This window comes from Flindersiella endophytica (assembly GCF_054779015.1).
Genome location: NZ_BAAGYY010000024.1, coordinates 30,931 through 50,376, shown reverse-complemented (window position 1 = coordinate 50,376; position 19,446 = coordinate 30,931). Strand labels below are relative to the sequence as shown.

The following is a 19,446-nucleotide window of genomic DNA, read 5'->3' as shown; positions in this document are numbered from 1 at the left end:
CCAGGCAACACGACGCGATACGCGCACAGAACCCCCACTCGACGAAGACCCTCCCACAAGCCGCGCCGTGCCTCCCTGCACGCGTGACTCTCTTCGACTAGTAGAACTATCACACCGTCCGTGGACGCCGCGTGGATTCTTGACAACTTGCAGCCATCGGCCACACTTCGCTCGTGACCAACCTGAACCGACGCAGGCTCCTCGGACTCACAGGGCTCGCCACCGCCGCCGGTGCGGCAGGAGCCGCGGGCGGGTACGGCCTCGCCACCAACGCCGACCGTCAACCCACCGTTTCCACGCAAGATCCGCCCGTGCGGGACAACCCGGTCGATCAGGACGTCATACCGTTCCACGGCGTGCACCAGGCCGGCATCGCCACCCCGGTTCAGGACCGCCTGCACTTCACGGCCTTCGACGTCACCACCGACTCACGCGACCAGCTCATCACCATGCTGAAGAACTGGACCAACGCGGCCGCCTTGATGACCACCGGCAAACCAGCCGGCGAACCGCTACCCCGCAACGTCGCGGCTGCACCAGACGACGGCGGCGAAACACTCGACCTCTCACCCGCCCGGCTGACCATCACCATCGGCTTCGGACCCACGCTCTTCGAAAAGTTCGGCCGCGACCGATTCGGCATCGCCAAAGGCAAACCAGAAGCCCTTGCCGAGCTGCCCAAGTTCCCCGGCGACCACCTCAGCCCGGAACGCGGCGGCGGCGACATCGCAATCCAGGCCTGCGCCGACGACCCCCAAGTCGCCACCCACGCCATCCGCCAACTCACCCGGCTCGCCCTCGGCACTGCCATGGTCCGCTGGACCCAACTCGGCTTCGGCAAAACAGCCTCCACCACACCAGCCGAACAGACACCACGCAACCTGATGGGCTTCAAAGACGGCACCAACAACATCAACGGAACAGACACCACCGCACTGAACCGCCACGTCTGGGTCTCGAACTCCGACGGGCCGGACTGGCTGGTGGGAGGAAGCTACATCGTCGCCCGACGCATCCGCATCCACCTCGAAGCCTGGGACCAAGCCAGCATCGAAGACCAACACAACACCATCGGCCGGCTCAAAGGCACCGGCGCACCACTCGGCCGACGTGCAGAACGTGACGCCCTCAACCTGGCCGCCCTCCCCACCGACTCACACGTCCGACTCGCCCACCCAGACACCAACAACGGCACCCGCATCCTGCGCCGCAGCTACTCCTACATCGACGGCAGCGACCAACAAGGACGCCTCGACGCCGGCATCTTCTTCCTCGCCTACCAACGCGACCCCCGCACCGGCTTCATCCCACTCCAAACCAAACTCGCCACCAACGACCGGCTCAACACCTACATCCGCCACACCGCATCCGGCATCTGGGCCTGCCCACCCGGACCAAAACCCGGCCACTACTGGGGCCAAGAACTCCTGGCGTGAGAAACCGGTACATGACATGCACAAGGCCCTCACCCGACACCACGGGTAAGGGCCTCTGACCTGGTTGTGGAGCTGAGGGGATTCGAACCCCTGACCCCCTCCATGCCATTAACGGGCGTGTAGGTCGGGAACAGTCGTCCGTGCAGGTCAGGCGGCTGGCGAGGATCATCAGAGGGGTATGGAGGTCGGGCCGGTTGCTGTACTTCTGTGCTGTACTGCCGTGCCTCCTGGTGTGGCGCGTGCCGCGCGGCGGTGAGGGTTTGGCCGGTGTCCTGGCTTGGTCTGGGAGGACGGGCGCCCGTAGCCTCGACCGGCGCGGCGGGCACCTTGGTGCCTGCCGCCAACCATCCGCCGTGGGCGCTCGTCCTTCGGGTCCCAGACCAAGCGAGGTGGCTAAAGCCTCACCGCCGCCCCAGCCACCGGCGACCCAGTTTGAACCGCGGCTCGCAGAGTGTGCGACCCTGGAGATCGAACATGCGTTCGATCTCCAGGAGGTGTGGGAGGTCATGGTGGTTGCGGATGGCCGGTACGTGATGCGGGACGACCCGCCGTGGCAGATGATCTGGGACCGGATGTTGCGGCGGCCGGAGTCGAAGGGTCTGGGCAAGTGGGCGGCCGAGAAGCGGGTTGAGCAGGTCAACCGGGACAACCGCTACTACGACCCACCCAAGCGGGTCGTGATCCGCTCAGGCGACAGCTGGTGGCCGGGCACGCTGGATGCCTGGCACCGCGACAACGAGGACGCCGAGTGGTTCGGCCACGTCACCTTCGACAAGACCGGTGCCTCGAGTTGGTACCCGCCGTCTGAGCTGAGACCGGATGACAGGGCCGTTTCAACCGGCTAGCCGGCCGATTGGCCAAGCGCACCCTGTGAGGTCGTCAGAGCGTCTGCTGGCGGCCTCCACTGCTATCTATGCGCCCGTGCCGCGCCGCCGACCGGGCGCCCCTCAGGCGCCAAGGGAGAGCGGCGCCGTGATGGCCGGGCGCGCGGCCCGTGGCGGGCCGCCTTGAAGACGTAAAGAAAGTTCTCACAGGGTTGGCCGTGTAACCGTCGGAGGCGCCGTACGACATGCATGCACGTACAGCCAGAACGACGGAACGACGGAAGGCATGCGTGTCATGAAGGTGTTTATTAGTTGGTCGCAAACACGTAGTCATCAGGTAGCGATAGCCATCAGAAGTTGGCTTCCGCAGGTTCTGCAGAGCGTTGAGCCGTTTGTCTCATCGGAGGACCTTCGTACTGGAGGGCGCTGGTTAATTGAGTTGGCAGGCGGATTGGAGTCATATAGCTTTGGAATTATCTGTGTTACGCGGTCTAATCAAACATCTCCGTGGTTAAACTTTGAGGCGGGAGCCTTAGCGAAGCATGTGAGTAGTAGTCATGTAATTCCTTTGGCCATTGATTTGGACCTAGCCGATATCAGTCTTCCTTTGGCGCAGTTTCAGGCACAACGTGGCGATAGGGAAGGAATCTACAAGATTGTTGAGGCAGTGAACTCAGCGAACGATCTGCCGCTAGCGAAGGACGCTCTTGAGAGAAGCTTTGCGAAGTGGTGGCCTGATCTAGACCAAGAGCTTACCAACATACGATCCTCTGATACTAATACCGCGAACCCAAAACCACGCTCCGACCGGGACCTTTTAGAGGAGTTGCTAGGCTTAACTAGATCGTTTGCAAGGTCCAGTAGCCTTCAGCTTTCAAACGCCCGAACGATATCCGCCGACCAGGTAATGGCCCAGGTGTATGAAATACTACATCGCACGTTCGACTTTCAGTCAAGAGTCCAATATGGGCGTCAGCTCTACTTAGTCAAACTGGATACGCTCGCCAAGTCCGAAAGGGATAGGCTCTATGAACTCTCAGAGAGCATCGGAGTTCCCATAGTGGTTGAGTTGACGGATGAGAAGTATCTATCGGCGCATACGCATCATATTGACCTCATACCACTTGAGGATGCTCCTCCTTCCGAACGGGACCTGGTGTGACTTCGAGGCATAGGGGGAAGTCGGAGGAGGTGTTTAAAGTCGCATGTTGTTAGCGCTCATCATCAAGGAGATTTGGAACCTCTTAAAGATGATCGGCCATGCCTTCTTCGGTGGACAGATCACGGTCATTCAAGCAGTCGCAAAGGCAATGGCACCCATACTCGGCTACGAGCTCAAGGGTAATGATAAGCATGCACTGACGTATGATGAAAGACTGGAGGAGTTGGCATCCAAGTTGCGTCATTCGGCGGGCGAGGCCCAGTCGTTGCTCGTCGAGATGGAGCGTGACTTCAGCGAACGTGTCCGTGTATTGGCGGACGTTGAGGCGAAGGTCGCTGAGCTTGAAGACGAAGAACGTGACCTAGCGGAGCGGTTAGAGATCCTGCGTACTGTAAGGCCTGATGTAGGTGAAGCGTTGGCCTCCATCGTTGACCAATCGCTTGACAGGCGCGAGAAGGCGAGCAGCAGGCGGGATTATGTTATCTTCTTGATCGGAGTGGTCATCACTGCCGTCACGTTTATCCTCGGCATCTGGTTGACCTAGCCATCCGGTTCTAGATTCCCATCGTTTTCGGACTCTGACGTGCCGAGGTCATCTCGCATGGCTCTCTCAAGTTTATCGAGTGCTTGAAATGTGAGGTTGATTGTTGGATCGAGTTCGTTATCTGGTGTCGACGAGTCTTCCTGGAGAATTCTTTGCCATTGATGCAGAAGTTTATTGAGGGGCGTGATTAGGTGAGTGATCTTCGGGTTTAGGATGATGGTTTCTGAATAAAGATGGTCGACGTCTTCGAAGAATTCGTTGAGGGTCGAGTAATCGACGGCTTCGTCGAATTCGTCGGTAGCTTGTCGAGGGTGGTTGAGCAAAAAGCGAAGAGCCGTATTAATAGTCATAAGTAGGCGTGCGTAGATTTCACGCTTGGCGACGACGAACTGCCGCTCACGTTCCACCTGACGCCGTTCCTGTTCGAGCTTCTCATCCCACGCTAACTTTTTGTTCTCGCGCCTCGCAGTAAAAATAGCGCTTACAACTTGCGCGGCAACCGCACCTCCGGCTCCAACTGCGCCGCTGATGACTGGTATCCACATTGGGTTCACTTGGCCAGTGCCGCCTTTCCTGACAGTCGTCGTATTGCTCGATTGGTCGCACGAGAGGGCTCGACGGTTACGCCGGATTCAGCTTCTGAAGTAGGTAGACATGTGCCGGTGAGAACAAGCTGGGGTGTAGGTTCCCGGGCTTTGCCTAGGCGCCAAGGCAAGGACGAACGACGCGAACCGAAGCGGCGGCGCTGCTGTGGCATCGGCCGTTGTTGCGACCAGCGGTTGTCCCGGACCAGTATCGAAAGTACACGAGCCGTACTCCGACGTGCGCTCAACAACGCCATCGCTGACGAACTGATCAGCAAGAACCCGGTAGCACTTGTCCGGGTACCCTCTGCGGCCGCCAGGAGGAAGCGCAAGGTCAAGCCATGGTCGGTTGAAGAGGCACGGCGCTTCTTGGAGTCCGCCAAGGCCGATCGTGACCCGATGTACGCGGCCTACGTCCTTGTCCTGATCACCGGCCTTCGACGCGGTGAGGTGCTCGGCATGACGTGGGATCGTGTGGACTTCGACCGCCAGGAGATGACACCTTCCATGGCACTCCAGCGAGTCAACCGGAGACTCATCCTCGACGAAGCCAAGACAGAGGCATCCGAGGAACCCGTTCCGCTCCCGGATATCTGCGCCACGGCGCTCCAGTCCCGGCAGGTCGAACAGGACAGGCACAAGAAGGCACTCAAGGGGCGCTGGCCAGACCGCGCGAACCTTGTGTTCACCAGCCGCTACGGCAAACCGATCGAACCCCGCAACTTCAACCGAAGCTTCTCGGCGCGCTGCGAGAAAGCCGGCGTTCGCCGGATCCGGCTCCATGACACACGTCACACCTGCGGTTCGATGCTTGCTGCGCTCGACGTGCACCCACGCGTTGCTATGCAGATTCTTCGGCATAGCAAGATCAACGTCACGATGGAGATCTACACCCATGTCCCGGATGCAGTGACCCGAGACGCGCTCAAGAAACTCGCCGACAGTATCCAGGGTGAGGGGCAGGCGTGACCGAGCAACTGCTGTACTTCGCTGCTGTACTGAGTCAGAAAGGGCCCCTCGCTTACTGGAGCGAAGGGCCTTTGACCTGGGGTGGAGCTGAGGGGATTCGAACCCCTGACCCCCTCCATGCCATGGAGGTGCGCTACCAACTGCGCTACAGCCCCTACACACGCCTCCCGCCTGCATCAAGCAGGAAGCGCAGCGAGTGTATCGGGTGGCCGGCATCGGGTCCAACAGTGGGGTCAGGTGTTCCATTCCGTGATGGTCCAGCCGCGCCGGCGTTGTTCCAGGGTGATCCAGCCGCAGTTGCGGAGACCGCCGAAGATGCCCCATTGCTCGTACGGGAGGCCCAGGAAGCGAGCCACACCGATCCGGCCCGCGAGGCCGTGCGAGGTGGCCACGACGGTTTCGTTGTCGGCTACGAGGTCGAGGGCGCGGCGGAGGGCTTTCTCCGTGCGCTCGGCGACCTCGAGGAGCGTCTCCCCGTCGCCGCCGCGGCGGAAGTTGGGGTCGGTCTCGAGCTTGACTTGGATGCCGGGGTGCTGGGCGTGGATCTCCGACACCAACAGCCCCGCCCACGAGCCCACGTCGATCTCGCGGAGGTCGGGGTCGTATGTCACGGACAGGCCGGTCAGCGAGGCCAGCGCATCGGCCGTTTGCGATGCTCGTGAGAGGTCGCTGGCCACGATCGCGGTGGGGGAGTACGAGGCAAGTCGCGCGGCAGCCTCGGCTGCCTGGGCGACGCCTACCTCGTCGAGCGGGATGTCGGTTTGGCCCTGGAACCGTTCTTCGTGGTTCCAGGTCGTCCGACCGTGCCGCCACACCACCAAGCGGGTGCCGGTCATGCCTCCGGCTCCGCCGGCTCGCCCTGGCCATGGTGTACGGCCGCCGGCAGCGGAATCTCAGGACAGTCCCGCCACAGCCGTTCCAGCGCGTAGAACTCGCGCTCCTCGGTGTGCTGGACGTGCACGATCAGGTCGCCGTAGTCGATCAGGACCCACCGGTTTTCGCGGTCGCCCTCGCGACGGACCGGTTTCTCGCCGGAAGCGGCGAGCCGGTCCTGGATCTCGTCGACGATCGAGCCGACTTGGCGTTCGTTGGGTGCTGAGCACAGCAGGAACGCATCCGCGATGGCGAGCCGCTCGGAGACGTCGTACGCCACGATGTCTCGGGCCAGTTTGTCGGACGCGGCCAGTGCGGCGAGCTCGGCCAGTTCGACGGCGTGAGATGTTGCGGGCACCCAGGCCCCTTCTCCTCGGGGACAACTTCTGCTACCCCCATAGTCTCACGCCGCGCGATACATGTCCCTCTTGTTGATGTACTGCACGATTCCGTCGGGCACGAGGTACCAGATCGGCTTGCCCTCGAGCACCCGCTGGCGGCACTCGGTCGAGGAGATCGCCAGCGCCGGAACCTCCAGCAGCTTCACCGAGCCGTTGGGCAGGTGATCAGTACGAATCCGGTGGCCAGGGCGAGTGCATCCCACGAAGTGGGCAAGCGCGAACAGCTCGTCGACGTCGCGCCAGGTGAGGATCTGCTCCAGTGCGTCGGCACCGGTGATGAAGTAGAAGTCGGCGTCTTCGCCATACTCTTTGCGCAGGTCGGCCAGCGTGTCGACGGTGTACGTCGGCCCGTCGCGGTCGATGTCGACGCGGCTCACCGAGAACCGGGGGTTGGAGGCGGTGGCGATCACCGTCATGAGGTAGCGGTCCTCGGCTCGTGACACCACGCGCTCGGTCTTCTGCCACGGCTGGCCCGTGGGTACGAAGACGACTTCGTCGAGGTCGAACTCCGCCTGTGCCTCACTGGCCGCGACCAGGTGGCCGTGGTGAATGGGGTCGAACGTGCCGCCCATCACTCCGACACGTCGTTTGGCAACCATCGTTCAGCAGTTCGCGCAGCAGGCCGGTCAGGCGTGCGGGCGGCCCTTGCCGAAGGCGAGTGTGAAGGCGAGCAGCAGGAGCAGGAGGATGAACGCGCCGATGCCGATGACGATCGGCGGGACCGGCAGCTCAGTGTGCTCGGCCTGCGCAAGTACGACGAACGTGCCCATGGGCGAAGAGCCTACCGGTCCGTACCAGCCCGGCGACGGCGGCGGCCGTCACTCCGGTTCGAACGAGGGCGGCAGCTGCGGCGAGCCGAGGATTTCCGCGTGCGGCAGCTGCGCCAGCGTGCCGATCGCTCGCAGGAAGGCCGCCCGGTCGGCCGGCGGCAGTTCGGCCAGCAGGCGTTCCTCGTTCGCCTGGATCTCCGTCTGTACGGCCCGCCGCATCCGGCGGCCGGCCTCGGTGATCGACAGCACGCGGGCCCGGCGGTCGTCGGGGTCGGGGGTGCGGGTGATCAGCCCGTCCTCCTGCAGGCGGTCGAGCGTGCTGATGATCCGGGTCTTGTCGGCGCCGATCGCCTCGGCGAGGGCGGCCTGGGTGCGGATCGGACGGTCGTCGAGCGTGCACAGGACGGAGTAACCCCACATCGAGACGCCGTGCTCGTCGAGGATCGGCAGCTCGGCCGCCATCAGCGAACGCATCAACGGGTACAGCATCGCCGCGAGATCCGCGCGCTCGCCGTCCCGTTCTGTCACGAGCCAGAAGATACCAGTTGACAAATCATAAGCTCAAGTAGATGATATGCGTATGCCTACTAATTATCCGGCAAGCCAGGACCTCGTAGACCTCGATGCCAAGGCCGTCCGCACCAGCGTCGACCTGGTGGCCAAGATCACCGACCAGGACCTCGACCGGCTGACGCCGTGCCGCGGCTGGACGCTGTACGGACTGCTCGCCCACATGACGACCCAGCACCACGGCTTCGCGTCGTCGGCTCGCGGCGAGGCGGACCTGGCGCTGTGGCGGACGCGCTCCCTCGGCGACGATCCGGTGGCGACCTACCGCGCCGCGGCCCACGACGTGCTGGCCGCCTTCGCCGCCGACGACCTGGCCGATCGCAAGGTCGTGTTGCCGGAGTTCAGCCTCACGATGACGTTGCCGGCGCTGCAGGCGGTCGGCTTCCATCTCGTCGACTACGTGGTGCACGCCTGGGACGTCGCGCGGGCGCTCGACCTTCCAGTGGACTTCGACGACGACGTACTCGAGGCCGCGCTCGGCATCGCCAAAGCCGTCCCCAACGACGACGCGAGCCGGCTCGCTCCAGGCGCGGCGTTCGCGCCGGCGGTCGAGTCGTCCGGCGGTTCGACGCTCGACGAGATCGTGGCGCTGCTGGGGCGGTCGCCGGCCTGGCCGCGCTGAGGTCCGGACCAGACCCACATGCCGTCCGGGCCGATCACCCGTGCCGGAGAAACACTCGATCGCGGCCGTTCCAGGGTTGGATGAGGTCCGGTACGAGGGTGTAGTCGTGGCGGCGGTACAGCGCGATCGCCGGAGCGTTGGACGCCAGCGTGCGTACGACGCAGGCCGTCGTCTGCGGGGGCAGGCCGGCGTGGACGTCCTCCAGCAGTCGCCTGGCGATGCCGAGCCTGCGCGCGTGGGCGGCCACTCCGAGCTCGGCGACGTACGTCGTGGTCGCGGGGTCGACGCCGAGTCGGTGATCTCGCCTGGAGCGGGCACTGGCCGTCAACACACACGCTCATGCCAACTGGGCGTTCGAGGCCGCGGGCACCTACGCCGCGGTCTTCCAAGCCACGGCCACCAAGGCCGACGGCACCGCGGTGACCACTGGGCAGCAGACCTACACCTTCACCGTCCAGTCCTGATCCGGTGAACGCCGGGCGGCACGCTGCGTTCGTACGTGCGTCGTGCCGCCCGGCGGCTGATCGTCTAGGCGGCGTCGCCGAACCAGGTGGGCAGGTGGGCGAGCAGGTCCTGCTGGTCGTCGCCGACCCAGGCGACGTGGCCGTCAGGGCGGAGCAAAATCGCGGGCACGTCGAGCTCGTCGCTTTCGTCGACGACGTGATCGATCCGGTCGGCCCAGCCGTCGATCGAGAGCCGGCCGGTCTGGTCGAGCAGCAGCCCGCGACCCTTGTGCAGCAAGGCGTAGAGGCGGCCCTGCTTCAGCTCGACGTCCCGCAACCGCCGGCCGAGGAGCTCATGGCCTTCGCCGAAGTCGTAACGGATGCTGACCGCGGTGATCTTCTCGATCAGGTAGCGGTTCACCTCCGGGAAGTCCATCAGCTCGGCCAGGAGCCCGCGCACGGCGTCCGGGCCCGGCGCGTGGGTCAGCAGCTCGCCCTGCGCACGGGTGTTGTTCAGGACGTCGGCCGCCACCGGGTGCCGTTCGGTGAAGTAGCTGTCCAGCAGGCCTTCCGGTGCCCAGCCGGCGACCTCGGCGGCGAGCTTCCAGCCGAGGTTGAACGCGTCCTGGATGCCGAGGTTGAGCCCCTGTCCGCCCAGCGGCGGATGGACGTGTGCGGCGTCGCCGGCCAGCACGACCCGGCCGACGCGGTACTGGTCGGCCAGCCGGGTGGCGTCGCCGAAGCGGGACAGCCAGCGCGGCGAGTGCACGCCGAAGTCGGTGCCGCCGAACGCTCGCAGCTGTTGCCTGACCTCCTCGATCGTCACCGGCACGGCACGGTCGTCGGCCACTCCGGCGGCGGGCACGACGACGCGGTACAGCCCGTTCCCGATCGGACCGGCCCCGAACCCGTGCTGGGTCTTGGCGACCTCGGTCATCACGGCGACGAGCTCCTCCTGCGTCGCGGTGAGCTCCAGCTCGCCCAGCAGCCACTCGTTCCTGCTCGGTTCGCCGGGGAAGCCGACGCCGAGCAGCTTGCGTACCGTGCTGCGTCCGCCGTCACAGCCGGCGAGATAACGCGAGCGCAGCTGGGTGCCGTCGGCCAGTTCGACGGTCACGCCGTCGTCGTCCTGGCTCAGCCCGACCAGCTCGGTGCCGAGCCGGATCTCGGCGCCGAGCTCGGCCGCGTGCTCGGCCAGCAGGCGATCGGTGACGGTCTGCGGAATGCCGAGGGTGTAGCCGTGCGCGGTGTCGATGGTCTCCGGCCACCCCTTCTGGATGCCGGCGAAGGAGCTGGGACGCCTGTCGTACTTCGTGCCAAGCTCGAGGAAACGCTCCAGCAGGCCGCGCTGGTCCATCACCTCGACGCTGCGAATGTGCAACCCCAGCGAGCGGACCAGTCCGGCCGGCTCGGCGTCTTTTTCCAATACCAGCACGTCTACGCCGTGCAGCCGGAGCTCGCTCGCCAGCATCATCCCGGTCGGCCCGCCCCCGGCGATGATCACGTCAGTCATGCGGCCCCCAGTTCGTCGACGACACACACATTTCGGCAACCCTCTTTCGGTGGGGTTCTGGTGTCGGACGGTAATTCTGCAACACGGGCAGGGCCTTCGAAGCCACCCCGGTGGTGCATCTGGCCGAGGGTGCTGTTATATAGATTGACAGTGGAGGAGCGATGGACGGGCTCGCACGACGAGCTTGCCGCTCCCAAGCCGGTGCCGATGGCTCGAGAAGCGGCAAGCTCGCGTTGACGTCCGGGTCTACTCGATCGCGGCGAGGTCGATCAGCTCGTAGCGGTCGTTCTTGACGTAGCTGTAGTGCAGCCGATCGTCGTTCGGTATCCGGAAACCCTCTTCCTTGTCGTGCGAAAGGCGGCCGGTCTTCCCGGTGTGCACGTCGGAGATCGTCAGCCCGTCGACGTAGAACCGGTCCCGTAGCGGCATCGGCCGCATGGCGAAGAGATCCATGAAAGCGCCGGCACCGGTGCTCTTGCGGCCGCTGCCGTCGCGTTGCTGGGCGTACATCTTGTCGTCCGAGGCGCCCACACACCATGTGAGGCCACAACTCCAGAGGCCCTTCAGATCGACCGTGGTCCGGCTCTCGCCGGTCTCGACGTTTCGCAACGTGCTGTAGAGCACCTGCTGTTCAGGGATCGGGCCGCTCTTCTGCTCGTCACCGGGCGAGCCGATCCACGGCCACGACACGATGTGGTAGCCCTTGGAACCGGGGATCGCCCGTGGCTTTCCATCGCCGGTCAGCGGCGCGGAGTAGACCTCGTTCTTGTTTCCGCGGTACGACCAGTGCACCTCGCCGCCACCGACCGCCAGGAAGTCGATCCCGGCGCCCGGAGCGACCACCAGGCGGCGTGCCTGTCCGCCGGCGACAGGGACGCCCCAGATCTCGGTGCCGGGTTGCTTGGACTTCTCGTCGTATGCCGACCACACGACCCAGCCGTCGCTGAGCGTGATGTTGTTGGCGTATCCCGGCGAGTCGACCTTCGCGACTTCCTCCGTGGCCTGGGTCTTCAGGTCGTACCGCACCAACGCGTCGGTCTTCTCGAAGCTCGACTGCGTGGTGATGAGGAGCGTGTCGGCGTCGAGGAACGTCAGCGGGAAGATCGTCCGGCCGTCCGGCAGCTTCCGTGGAATCTGGTGGACCGCCTGCGGCCAGAGGCTCTTGGCGAGAGGGACACTCGTCTTCTTCGCGGGCTTCTCCTGCTTCTGCTTCGGCAGCGGCGCTGTCTCGATGGTGGTGCCGTCGGCGGGGGCGAACGTGCCGGGGCGGATGGCGTCGACGGCCAGCCCGACGACGCCGACGGTCACGATCGCCGTCCCGCACGCCACCACGGTGCGTACCTGGTTGCGGCGACGCCGGCGGCCGCGCTCGCCGATCTGGTCCACCAGGTTCAGCTCCGGCCGCGGTGCGGACTCGCCCGCGGAGCGCAGCACGCGCTCGAGCTCTTCCTCCAGATTGTGGCTCACAATGTCTTCCCTTTCACCGCGATGTCGGCAGGAACCGGCTCGTTCGTGGTCGACCACGCGCCGCGTAGTTTCTCCAGCGCACGTGAAGCCTGGCTGCGTACGGTGCCGCGTGAGATGCCGAGGACGTCGGCGATCTCGTCGTCGCTCAGCGACTCGTAGTAGCGCAGCACCAGCACCGCACGCTGGCGGCGCGGCAACGTCTCCAGCAACCGCCACAGCCCCTGCTCCGACTCGACGCGAGTCAGCGAGTCGTCCGGCGCTGCGTGGTCGGGCACCGCCGAGACCAGCCGTTCGCGTCTTCGCCGGCGCCAGACACTGATGTGCAGGCGAGCCATGGTGGTGCGGGCGTACGCCTCGGGTGCCTCCTGTGCGACGCGAGCCCACACGTTCCGCAGCTTGAGCAGGGCTTCCTGCATCAGGTCGGCGGCGTCGTGTGGATTGCCGGTCAGTACGTAGCCGTAGCGCAGCAGCGCCTGCGCGCGGGACGCGACGAACTCCTCGAAGCTGACGCTGCTGCTCAAGGCTCCCCCTCAGCCGTCCGGTTCTCCCAGTTGTCTTTCTCTCGCCCCCTGAACGCGGTTACCCGCCCAACTGTTGCATGGGCCGGCTTGCCGGCTCGGGCGGCTGGTGCTATTAATAGATTGACAGTCGGTCTATTAATTGGAGGTGGCCGTGGCGAGGACGGTCGACCCGGCGGCGCATGCCGCGCGGCGGGCCGAGTTTCTCGACGGGTTCCAGCGGCTGCTGGCGACCAAGGGGTACGAGCAGCTGAGCACGCAGGACGTCCTGGACGAGGTAGGTGTGTCCAGGGGCCTGCTCTACCACTACTTCGGGTCGAAGCGAGGGCTGCTGGAAGCGCTCGCGGAGCGCAGCGTCGCCGTGTCGGTCGCGCAGCTGGAGGCGCTGGCCGCCGAGACCGGACCGGCCGCGATCGACAAGCTGAACGGCTTCTTCCGTTCGCTGGCGGAGTGGAAGACCCTGCGCCGCGACGCGGTGGTGGAGGCCATGCGGATCCGCGCGTCCGACGACAACGCGCTGGTCAGTCAGGTGATGCGAAGCATGGTCGTCGAGCGGGTCGCGCCGTTGCTGGGCCGGCTCGTCGCGCAGGGGGTACGCGAGCAGGCGCTCGGCTGCCCGTATCCCGCGCAGGCCGGGCGGATCCTGGTCGCGCTGATCGGCGACCTCGACACCGCCTTGTTCGACCTGTTCTTCGCGGTGGAGTCGGGTACGGCGCGGCCGGAGGAGGCGGAGGCGACCGTCGCCGCGTACACCGGCGCGATCGAACGCGTTCTCGGAGCGGACGAAGGGGCGATCACGCTCGTCACCCCGGCTGTGCTTCGGGCTTGGTTCGATCCGAAGCCGGATGCGGATTCACGTACAGACACAGATTCGGATTCAGGAAGGTGAGTCGTGGTGAGTGAGTCGATGCTCGACGGGCAACAGTTCGTCTACCCACCTGGCGTACGCGTCGAGCAGGTGGCGTTCCCGGCCGGCGGCGCGGAAGGCGGGATGGCGGAGTGCGCCGGCACGCTGTACTTCTCCGATGCGATCGACGATCCCGCGCCGCGGCCGGGCATCGTGCTCGCGTGGAGCGGGATCACGCCCAAGGAGGCCAACACCGGCGTCGCGTGGTACCTCGCGCGGGCAGGGTACGTCTGCCTGGCGTTCGACTACCGCACGTCGGGCGCGAGTACGGGAAAGCCGCGCGGGCAGGTCTACTTCGCCAACAACGTGCAGGACATGCGCAGCGCTCTGCTCTACCTGCGTTCGCGTCCCGAGGTCGACCCGGAGGCGATCGGCCTGCACGGCGTGAGCCCCAGCGGCGCGATCGCGATGCGTCTGGCCGCCCGGGACCGGCGGGTGAAGTGCGTGTCGGCGCTCTACCCGAGCACGCTGTTCGGCTACGGCGACCTGCTGCCCCAGAGCCTCATCGAAGCCGACTTCGACCGGCGGTTCGCCACCGGCGAAGGGGCGACCATGCCGTACCTCAACGTCGACGGCTGGCCCGAGCCCGGCAAGGGCTACGCCCGGCTGAGCCTCGAGATGTACCCGGGTTTCGACAACCAGATGCTGGTCGAGTCTCTGGAGAAGTTCGACGACTGGTACCCCGCGCGGTTCGCCGAGTGGGTGTCGCCCACGCCGCTGCAGTTCGTCGGCGCCAACGGCTCGGACATCTACCACGACCTGGAGCAGATGACCCGGGCGATGGAGCTGGTCAAGGAGCCGAAGCGGCTCGTCGTCCTTGGGTACGACGGCATGGGCATGTACGTCGAACCCGGCCTCGGCGACGCCATGCGCGCGACGATCGGCTGGTTCGACCACCACCTCCGCGGCCGGTCACTGGAACCCGTACCCCCACCGGGCGAAACGGTCACCACGCCGCTGGCACCCGAAGCCGTACGGGCCGGCATCGTCCCCGGAACGTCCAACTGGCAACCCAGCTGGGATCCGGGTGCCTAGTCCGCCTTCGACGGTGGACGGCACAGGCCGGGTCGGGAGGTTTCCTCCCGGACCCGGCCCTTGCCCGCACACGCCGGACAGGCCGCCGTCGTCATCGTTCGAGCGGATCACGGCAGCCGGTCGTCGATCAGAGCCGGCGCAGGTTCCACAGCTGGAGCGCCGCGGCCGCGCTGCCCTCGTTCGTCGCCTTGGTCGAGCTCAGTACCGGAACGGCGCTGCCGAAGATCGGCGCCCGGCTCAGCACGCGCCCGGAGTTTCGGTTGAACAGGAACTGGTACGCATTCCCGTTCACCGTCCGGTCGATCGCGGTGTGGTGCTGCCAGAGCTGTGCCGACTTCGGAGCCGGGTTGGCCAGGCAGGTCACCTCGACGACCTGCTGGTCCTTGCCGGCGTCCTGCACGCACTTCTGCGTGGCGCGGTTCTTCAGCTGGAACGCCGACCCGAAGCTCGGCTCGCTGCTTCCCGCGCTGCCGGGGAAGAGCAGCTCCCACTGCTGCAGTGTGCTGCCCGTCGGGTTGACGACGACGATCCCCCCGCTGAGGTTGGAGGCCAGGGCCTGCCCGCCGTTGAGCACGGTGAGCTCCCTGAACTGGGGCGCCGCCTCCGCCGGAGCAGCGACGGCAGCAGCGCCCACCGCCAGGGTGGCGGCAGCCAGCAGGCTCCCCGCGATCGTTCGGGCCGAGCTGGAAAGAGTACGCATGAAAGGGTTCCTCCCGTGGATTCGAAAAGGCGCCGAGCTTCGGCGCCCTGACAAAGAATCCGCGGAAACCAGCCGTACGGAATCGGCAAGTGCTGCCTAGATCACGGTCCGGGCCTGCCCATCCGGCCGCCGGAGCTACGTGCGCGGCGCGGCCGGCAGCGCGCCGCTGAGCAGACCTCGGACGGTGTGGGTGGCCGCGGTGAGCCAGGCGGCCACGAGCACCAGGTACAACGCGATCGCCAGCCCGTCGTACGCCACGAGCCCGGTGTGCCGCGCCAGCGCCTCGGCACCGGTGACGCATGTGCCGACGGGGAACGTGAACGCCCACCAGGTCATCGCGAAACCCATTCCCTGCCGCCGCGCCCGCACCACGTACGCCGTCGCCAGCGCGAACCACAGCAGCGCGAAGCCCATGACCGGTACGCCGTAGAGCACGGCGAGCACGCCGAAGCCCTCGCTGTACGGCGCCGGCACGACTCCGGGCGCGACGTCCGCGAACTTGCCGACCGCGGTGGTCGACTGGCCGAGCGGCCCCAGCACCAGGAACAGCGACGGCGCGAGCGCGAGGGGCAGCGGTCCGCCGGTCACGAGCCGGGCGAAGATGACCGGCAGCATGACGAGCGTGGCGAGCAGGCTCACCCCGAACATCGCCACGCTCGCGAGCAGCAGCGTCTCCTGCGCCTGGCCCGCCGGAACGTACGGCACGAGGAGCGGCCCGAGTGCCGCCGACACCATCGGCGCGACGACCGGCAGCAGCCACACCGGCGTCGCCTGGCCGGGCGAGATCTCGTGGCGTACCGCCATGAGGTACGGAATCGCGACCGCCGCGACCAACCCGACGACGGTGCCGACGGTGAACAGCACGGCGTCGAGTACGACGGCCGCCTCCAGCCCGATCCAGTCCTGGCCCACGGTCAGCGCGCCGCCGCCCACGGCCAGCAAGGCCATCGCCAGGCAACCGTAGAAGGGCGCGGCCGCCGCATCGAGCAGGTGCGCTCGCGCCTGGTCGCGGTGGTACATCCAGTGCAGCGCGCGAGCACCGAGCAGGACCACCAGCGCCAGCAGGGAGAGCGCCCACACGCCCGTACACAAGGCCCGCGGCAGGTGTACGGGCAGCGCGGCACCGGCGGTGCCCACGATCGCGGTGCCCATGACGGCCGCGTACCAGTTCGGACCGAGGTGGCGGACGGCGGCGGCGCGCGGCGATCGGCCGGAGGCGGCAAGGGGCAGGGAGTCCGCGGCGGTGACCATGCCTCCACCGTCCACCCGCGGTTGCGCCGCGACCAGGGAGGTCGTTTCTATGGGGGCATAAGCTGGACTTATGGCATCGCGTGCGGAGGAAGGCGGGTCGCTGACCCACCGCGTACCCGACCTCGGTGCCCTGGAGCTCCTCCTCGCCGTCGCCCGGCTCGGCAGCCTGGGCGCGGCGGCCAGGGAGCTCGGCATCACGCAGCCGGCCGCCAGCAGCCGGATCCGTTCGATGGAACGCCAGTTGGGCGTCGCGCTGGTCGACCGGTCACCGCGCGGCTCCCGGCTCACCGACGCCGGTGCGCTGGTCACCGACTGGGCCCGCCGGGTCGTGGAGGCCGCCGAGGTGTTCGACGCCGGGGCCAAGGCGTTACGCGTCCGGCGCGACTCGCGGCTACGAATCGCGGCGAGCATGACGATCGCGGAATACCTCCTGCCGGGCTGGCTGCTCGCCCTGCGGGCGCGGCGCCCCGACACGGCGGTGTCGCTGCACGCCGGCAACTCCACGGCCGTCGCCGAGTCGCTCCTAGCGGACGAGGCGGACCTCGGCTTCGTCGAGGGGCTCAACGTGCCGGCGGGCCTCGACTCCGTCGTCATCGCCCACGACCGCCTGATCGTCGTCACCGCACCCACCCATCCGTGGGCCCGCCGCCGGAGGTCGCTGTCCGCGGTGGAGCTGTCGGAGACCCCGCTCGTCCTTCGCGAAGAGGGTTCGGGCACCCGCCAGGTACTCGACGCGGCCCTCGGCGACCTGGCCCGACCACTGTTCGAGCTCTCCTCGACCACAGCGGTGAAAGCCGCGGCCGTCAGCGGTGCGGGCCCGGCCGTACTCAGCGAACTGGCAGTCCGCGACGAACTCGCCATGCGCCGCCTGGTGCAGGTCCCCGTCGACGCCCTGGAGCTGAAGCGCGACCTCCGCGCGATCTGGCCCACCGGCCACCGGCCGGCCGGTCCCGCCCGCGACCTGCTGTCGTTGACGCGGAGCTAGCAGGAGGGACCTGGGCCCGGCTGGGGCGCGAGATCGCTCCTGGCGACTGTGCCGCAGCCCCTGGCCAAGTACGCCGAGATCCGTGGCAACGAGGCCGCCGCCGCGGCTGGTTGCGCAAGGCTCGGGCGTGTCACCAGCCCGCCGGCCTCGCCGCCTGCGGCCGAGCCAGGCCCCGACCAGGGCTTTCCGTGACATTCTTGGCTTCGGAGGGGTGTGGGGGTGAGATGCAGCATCACGATCGACTGCCGCTGCTGCGTGGCGCCGCGGCCGGGCTCGTCGTGCTGGGGGCGGGAGTCCTGCTGGCCGCGGGACTGTTGCCGGCCCGTCCGGCCGTTCCGGAGCCGCCGGCATGGGCCGGCTGGACGTGGTGGGTGCTGCCCGTCCTGCTGGTGTGGCTGGCGGTGCTGGCGATCAGTGCCTTCTCCGGAGCGAGCCGGGCCGCGGTCGCCTTCCGGGTCAGCTGCTTCTTGCTCGCCGTGCTCGCCGCCTGGCCGGCGTGGTGGTCGGTGCCGTACGCCGAAGCCGCCTTGCGTGGTGGGGCTCCCGCGGTCGGGCCGGCGTTGTTCGCGGTCGGATTCGGGGGCGTTCTCGTCGGAGCGGTGGGCCTGGCGGCCGTCGGCGCGATCGTGTGGCCGTTGCACCAACCCGATCTGCGGTGGCGTCCACTCCGATCCGTCGCCGGGGTCGCGGCCAGCGCGCTCCTCGTGGGCGCCGCGGTCGCGGGCCTGGTCTGGTGGGTCGGATCCGGCTCGGTGGAGGCGACGACCACCACCCGGGCTGCCCGGCCGGCGGTGCCGGCGGAGGTCGGCGCTGTGCGCTGGACCTGGAAGCCGGCGCCGGGGCGGGCGGTACGCGACGCGGTGGCCGCGGGTCCGGGTGTCGTGGTGCGCGTGGACGACGGCATCGTGGCGCTGGACGGGCGTACCGGCAAGGAACGCTGGCACTACCGCTGGCGCGGCGCCAACGCCTCGGAGCTGGTCGCGAGCCCTGACGGCGGACGGATCGCGGTCCGGTTCGCGTCCACCCAGCCGCGAGTCGTCGGGGTACGCGTGGTCGGGTTCGACGCGATGACCGGCGCGGTCGGCTTCGACGACGTACTCGATCTGGTCGCGTCCGACGACCCTCGCCTGCTCCTCACCGACCACGTTCTGCTGGTCGACCACGAGGACGAGTACGTGGGATACGACGTCCGCACCGGCAAGCGGTTGTGGACCTACGACAAGCCCGGCAGGTGCTGGCGGATCGGCGAAGCGGACGCGCCCGTACCCGCCCACGACGCGGTCCTGCTCCGCCAGCCGTGCGGGCCGGCGCAGTCGTCCCGCCGGGATGTCGTGCTCACGGGAGGCTTGCTGGCGCTGGACGACCGGACCGGCAAGGTGCGCTGGCGGCTGGGGCGGACCGTTCCCGCCCTCGGCAGCCAGTACGTCTGGGCGGATGCCGGCGGTCACGTGACCTGGGTGGGCCGGGACGCCACGGACACCGACACCCGATGGTCGTACGCCCTGGCCGCCAAGGACGGAACGGTGCTCGCCGAGCGCAGGCCGCGTTCCGGAACGGTCGCGGACGTCAGCGCCACGTTGCCGCCGGTGTGCGACCGGCACGAGCCCGGCGAGCTCTACGAGGCGCTGGCCCTGGACACCGCGTCGACGGGTGCCCGGCTCGCGCGCAGCTGGATCTGCCTTACCGGAAAGGCGTTGATCGGTCTCGACGCACCACGCGACTCCGGACCCGATGGCCGCGGGACGGTGACGGTGCTGCCGCGCGACGGTGCTTCGGCGCGTACGTTCGAGGTCGATCCTGGCGCCGGCCTGGTGCTCGCGCCCGGCGCGGTCGTCGCGTGGGGGCAGGCGGGGGTTGCGGGCCTGGCCTGAG

General features: G+C 67.2%; 23 protein-coding genes and 1 tRNA gene. 11 read left to right on the top strand and 13 right to left on the bottom strand.

Features of this window, described 5'->3' with window-relative positions; all coding sequences use genetic code 11:
- The first annotated feature begins 173 nt into the window (after positions 1–173).
- The 4 genes from efeB (at position 174) to ACYVF6_RS28085 (ending at position 3,966) form a co-directional block, all read left to right on the top strand.
- Positions 174–1,436 carry a Dyp-type peroxidase gene (efeB, locus tag ACYVF6_RS28100; RefSeq protein WP_460525601.1) on the top strand — a complete coding sequence of 421 codons (1,263 nt, stop codon included), beginning with the start codon at positions 174–176 and terminating at the stop codon, positions 1,434–1,436.
- Positions 1,437–1,942: 506 nt separating this feature from the next.
- Entirely contained in the window at positions 1,943–2,281 is a 339-nt protein-coding gene (locus ACYVF6_RS28095; protein ID WP_460525600.1) for a hypothetical protein, read from the top strand.
- A 265-nt stretch (positions 2,282–2,546) separates the two neighbouring features.
- Positions 2,547–3,422 (top strand): toll/interleukin-1 receptor domain-containing protein, encoded by an 876-nt coding sequence (locus ACYVF6_RS28090; protein ID WP_460525599.1) that lies wholly within the window; start codon positions 2,547–2,549, stop codon positions 3,420–3,422.
- A 43-nt stretch (positions 3,423–3,465) separates the two neighbouring features.
- The gene (locus tag ACYVF6_RS28085; RefSeq protein WP_460525598.1) at positions 3,466–3,966 is read left to right on the top strand and encodes a hypothetical protein; all 501 of its coding nucleotides are present in this window, start codon (positions 3,466–3,468) and stop codon (positions 3,964–3,966) included.
- Here the strand turns inward: ACYVF6_RS28085 and ACYVF6_RS28080 are convergent.
- Positions 3,963–4,520: a hypothetical protein gene (locus tag ACYVF6_RS28080; protein ID WP_460525597.1), complete on the bottom strand. Its 558-nt coding sequence runs from the start codon at positions 4,518–4,520 to the stop codon at positions 3,963–3,965. The two genes, ACYVF6_RS28085 and ACYVF6_RS28080, sit on opposite strands and share 4 nt — an antisense overlap.
- Positions 4,521–4,622: 102 nt before the next feature.
- On the opposite strand from ACYVF6_RS28080, the gene ACYVF6_RS28075 reads away from it, so the two are divergent.
- A complete protein-coding gene (locus tag ACYVF6_RS28075; protein WP_460525596.1) occupies positions 4,623–5,519 on the top strand; it encodes a tyrosine-type recombinase/integrase in 897 nt (298 codons plus the stop codon).
- 82 nt (positions 5,520–5,601) lie between these two features.
- Here ACYVF6_RS28075 and ACYVF6_RS28070 read toward each other — a convergent pair.
- From ACYVF6_RS28070 to ACYVF6_RS28045, 6 genes are all read right to left on the bottom strand, one after another.
- Positions 5,602–5,674: transfer RNA gene (locus ACYVF6_RS28070), tRNA-Ala, on the bottom strand.
- A 78-nt stretch (positions 5,675–5,752) separates the two neighbouring features.
- The gene (locus ACYVF6_RS28065) at positions 5,753–6,355 is read right to left on the bottom strand and encodes a histidine phosphatase family protein (protein WP_460525595.1); all 603 of its coding nucleotides are present in this window, start codon (positions 6,353–6,355) and stop codon (positions 5,753–5,755) included.
- Positions 6,352–6,750: an RsfS/YbeB/iojap family protein gene (rsfS, locus tag ACYVF6_RS28060; RefSeq protein WP_460525594.1), complete on the bottom strand. Its 399-nt coding sequence runs from the start codon at positions 6,748–6,750 to the stop codon at positions 6,352–6,354. Before rsfS ends, ACYVF6_RS28065 begins: the two co-directional genes overlap by 4 nt.
- A 45-nt stretch (positions 6,751–6,795) precedes the next feature.
- Positions 6,796–7,392, bottom strand: coding sequence for a nicotinate-nucleotide adenylyltransferase (nadD, locus tag ACYVF6_RS28055; protein ID WP_460525593.1), 597 nt, complete (start codon positions 7,390–7,392; stop codon positions 6,796–6,798).
- A 27-nt stretch (positions 7,393–7,419) separates the two neighbouring features.
- On the bottom strand, positions 7,420–7,563 hold the full coding sequence (locus ACYVF6_RS28050) for a hypothetical protein (protein ID WP_460525591.1): 144 nt from the start codon (positions 7,561–7,563) through the stop codon (positions 7,420–7,422).
- Positions 7,564–7,611: 48 nt separating this feature from the next.
- Positions 7,612–8,091, bottom strand: coding sequence for a MarR family winged helix-turn-helix transcriptional regulator (locus ACYVF6_RS28045; protein ID WP_460525590.1), 480 nt, complete (start codon positions 8,089–8,091; stop codon positions 7,612–7,614).
- A 52-nt stretch (positions 8,092–8,143) separates the two neighbouring features.
- Between ACYVF6_RS28045 and ACYVF6_RS28040 the strand changes: the two genes are divergently transcribed.
- The gene (locus ACYVF6_RS28040; RefSeq protein WP_460525589.1) at positions 8,144–8,755 is read left to right on the top strand and encodes a TIGR03086 family metal-binding protein; all 612 of its coding nucleotides are present in this window, start codon (positions 8,144–8,146) and stop codon (positions 8,753–8,755) included.
- Positions 8,756–8,789: 34 nt separating this feature from the next.
- Here ACYVF6_RS28040 and ACYVF6_RS28035 read toward each other — a convergent pair whose 3' ends face one another.
- Positions 8,790–9,086: a GNAT family N-acetyltransferase gene (locus tag ACYVF6_RS28035; protein WP_460525588.1), complete on the bottom strand. Its 297-nt coding sequence runs from the start codon at positions 9,084–9,086 to the stop codon at positions 8,790–8,792.
- Between ACYVF6_RS28035 and ACYVF6_RS28030 the strand changes: the two genes are divergently transcribed.
- Positions 9,061–9,219: a TIGR03769 domain-containing protein gene (locus tag ACYVF6_RS28030; RefSeq protein WP_460526570.1), complete on the top strand. Its 159-nt coding sequence runs from the start codon at positions 9,061–9,063 to the stop codon at positions 9,217–9,219. The two genes, ACYVF6_RS28035 and ACYVF6_RS28030, sit on opposite strands and share 26 nt — an antisense overlap.
- 64 nt (positions 9,220–9,283) lie before the next feature.
- On the opposite strand, the gene rox is transcribed toward ACYVF6_RS28030, so the two are convergent.
- The 3 genes from rox to ACYVF6_RS28015 form a co-directional block, all read right to left on the bottom strand.
- Positions 9,284–10,711: a rifampin monooxygenase gene (rox, locus tag ACYVF6_RS28025; protein ID WP_460525587.1), complete on the bottom strand. Its 1,428-nt coding sequence runs from the start codon at positions 10,709–10,711 to the stop codon at positions 9,284–9,286.
- Positions 10,712–10,957: 246 nt separating this feature from the next.
- The gene (locus ACYVF6_RS28020; protein ID WP_460525586.1) at positions 10,958–12,178 is read right to left on the bottom strand and encodes a hypothetical protein; all 1,221 of its coding nucleotides are present in this window, start codon (positions 12,176–12,178) and stop codon (positions 10,958–10,960) included.
- On the bottom strand, positions 12,175–12,699 hold the full coding sequence (locus tag ACYVF6_RS28015) for a SigE family RNA polymerase sigma factor (RefSeq protein WP_460525585.1): 525 nt from the start codon (positions 12,697–12,699) through the stop codon (positions 12,175–12,177). The genes ACYVF6_RS28020 and ACYVF6_RS28015 overlap by 4 nt, the downstream gene beginning before the upstream one ends.
- A gap of 151 nt (positions 12,700–12,850) precedes the next feature.
- Between ACYVF6_RS28015 and ACYVF6_RS28010 the strand changes: the two genes are divergently transcribed.
- Positions 12,851–13,585 (top strand): TetR/AcrR family transcriptional regulator, encoded by a 735-nt coding sequence (locus ACYVF6_RS28010; protein WP_460525584.1) that lies wholly within the window; start codon positions 12,851–12,853, stop codon positions 13,583–13,585.
- Between the two features lie 6 nt (positions 13,586–13,591).
- Positions 13,592–14,638 (top strand): alpha/beta hydrolase, encoded by a 1,047-nt coding sequence (locus ACYVF6_RS28005; protein ID WP_460525583.1) that lies wholly within the window; start codon positions 13,592–13,594, stop codon positions 14,636–14,638.
- A gap of 127 nt (positions 14,639–14,765) precedes the next feature.
- Here ACYVF6_RS28005 and ACYVF6_RS28000 read toward each other — a convergent pair whose 3' ends face one another.
- Positions 14,766–15,338, bottom strand: a complete 573-nt coding sequence (locus tag ACYVF6_RS28000; protein WP_460525582.1) for a hypothetical protein — start codon at positions 15,336–15,338, stop codon at positions 14,766–14,768.
- A 135-nt stretch (positions 15,339–15,473) separates the two neighbouring features.
- Positions 15,474–16,589 (bottom strand): TDT family transporter, encoded by a 1,116-nt coding sequence (locus ACYVF6_RS27995; RefSeq protein ID WP_460525581.1) that lies wholly within the window; start codon positions 16,587–16,589, stop codon positions 15,474–15,476.
- A gap of 70 nt (positions 16,590–16,659) precedes the next feature.
- Here ACYVF6_RS27995 and ACYVF6_RS27990 point away from each other — a divergent pair, with 70 nt between their 5' ends.
- Entirely contained in the window at positions 16,660–17,574 is a 915-nt protein-coding gene (locus tag ACYVF6_RS27990; RefSeq protein ID WP_460525580.1) for a LysR family transcriptional regulator, read from the top strand.
- A gap of 224 nt (positions 17,575–17,798) precedes the next feature.
- Complete coding sequence (locus tag ACYVF6_RS27985; RefSeq protein ID WP_460525578.1) at positions 17,799–19,445, top strand: outer membrane protein assembly factor BamB family protein; 1,647 nt, start codon at positions 17,799–17,801, stop codon at positions 19,443–19,445.
- Position 19,446: the final 1 nt, after the last annotated feature.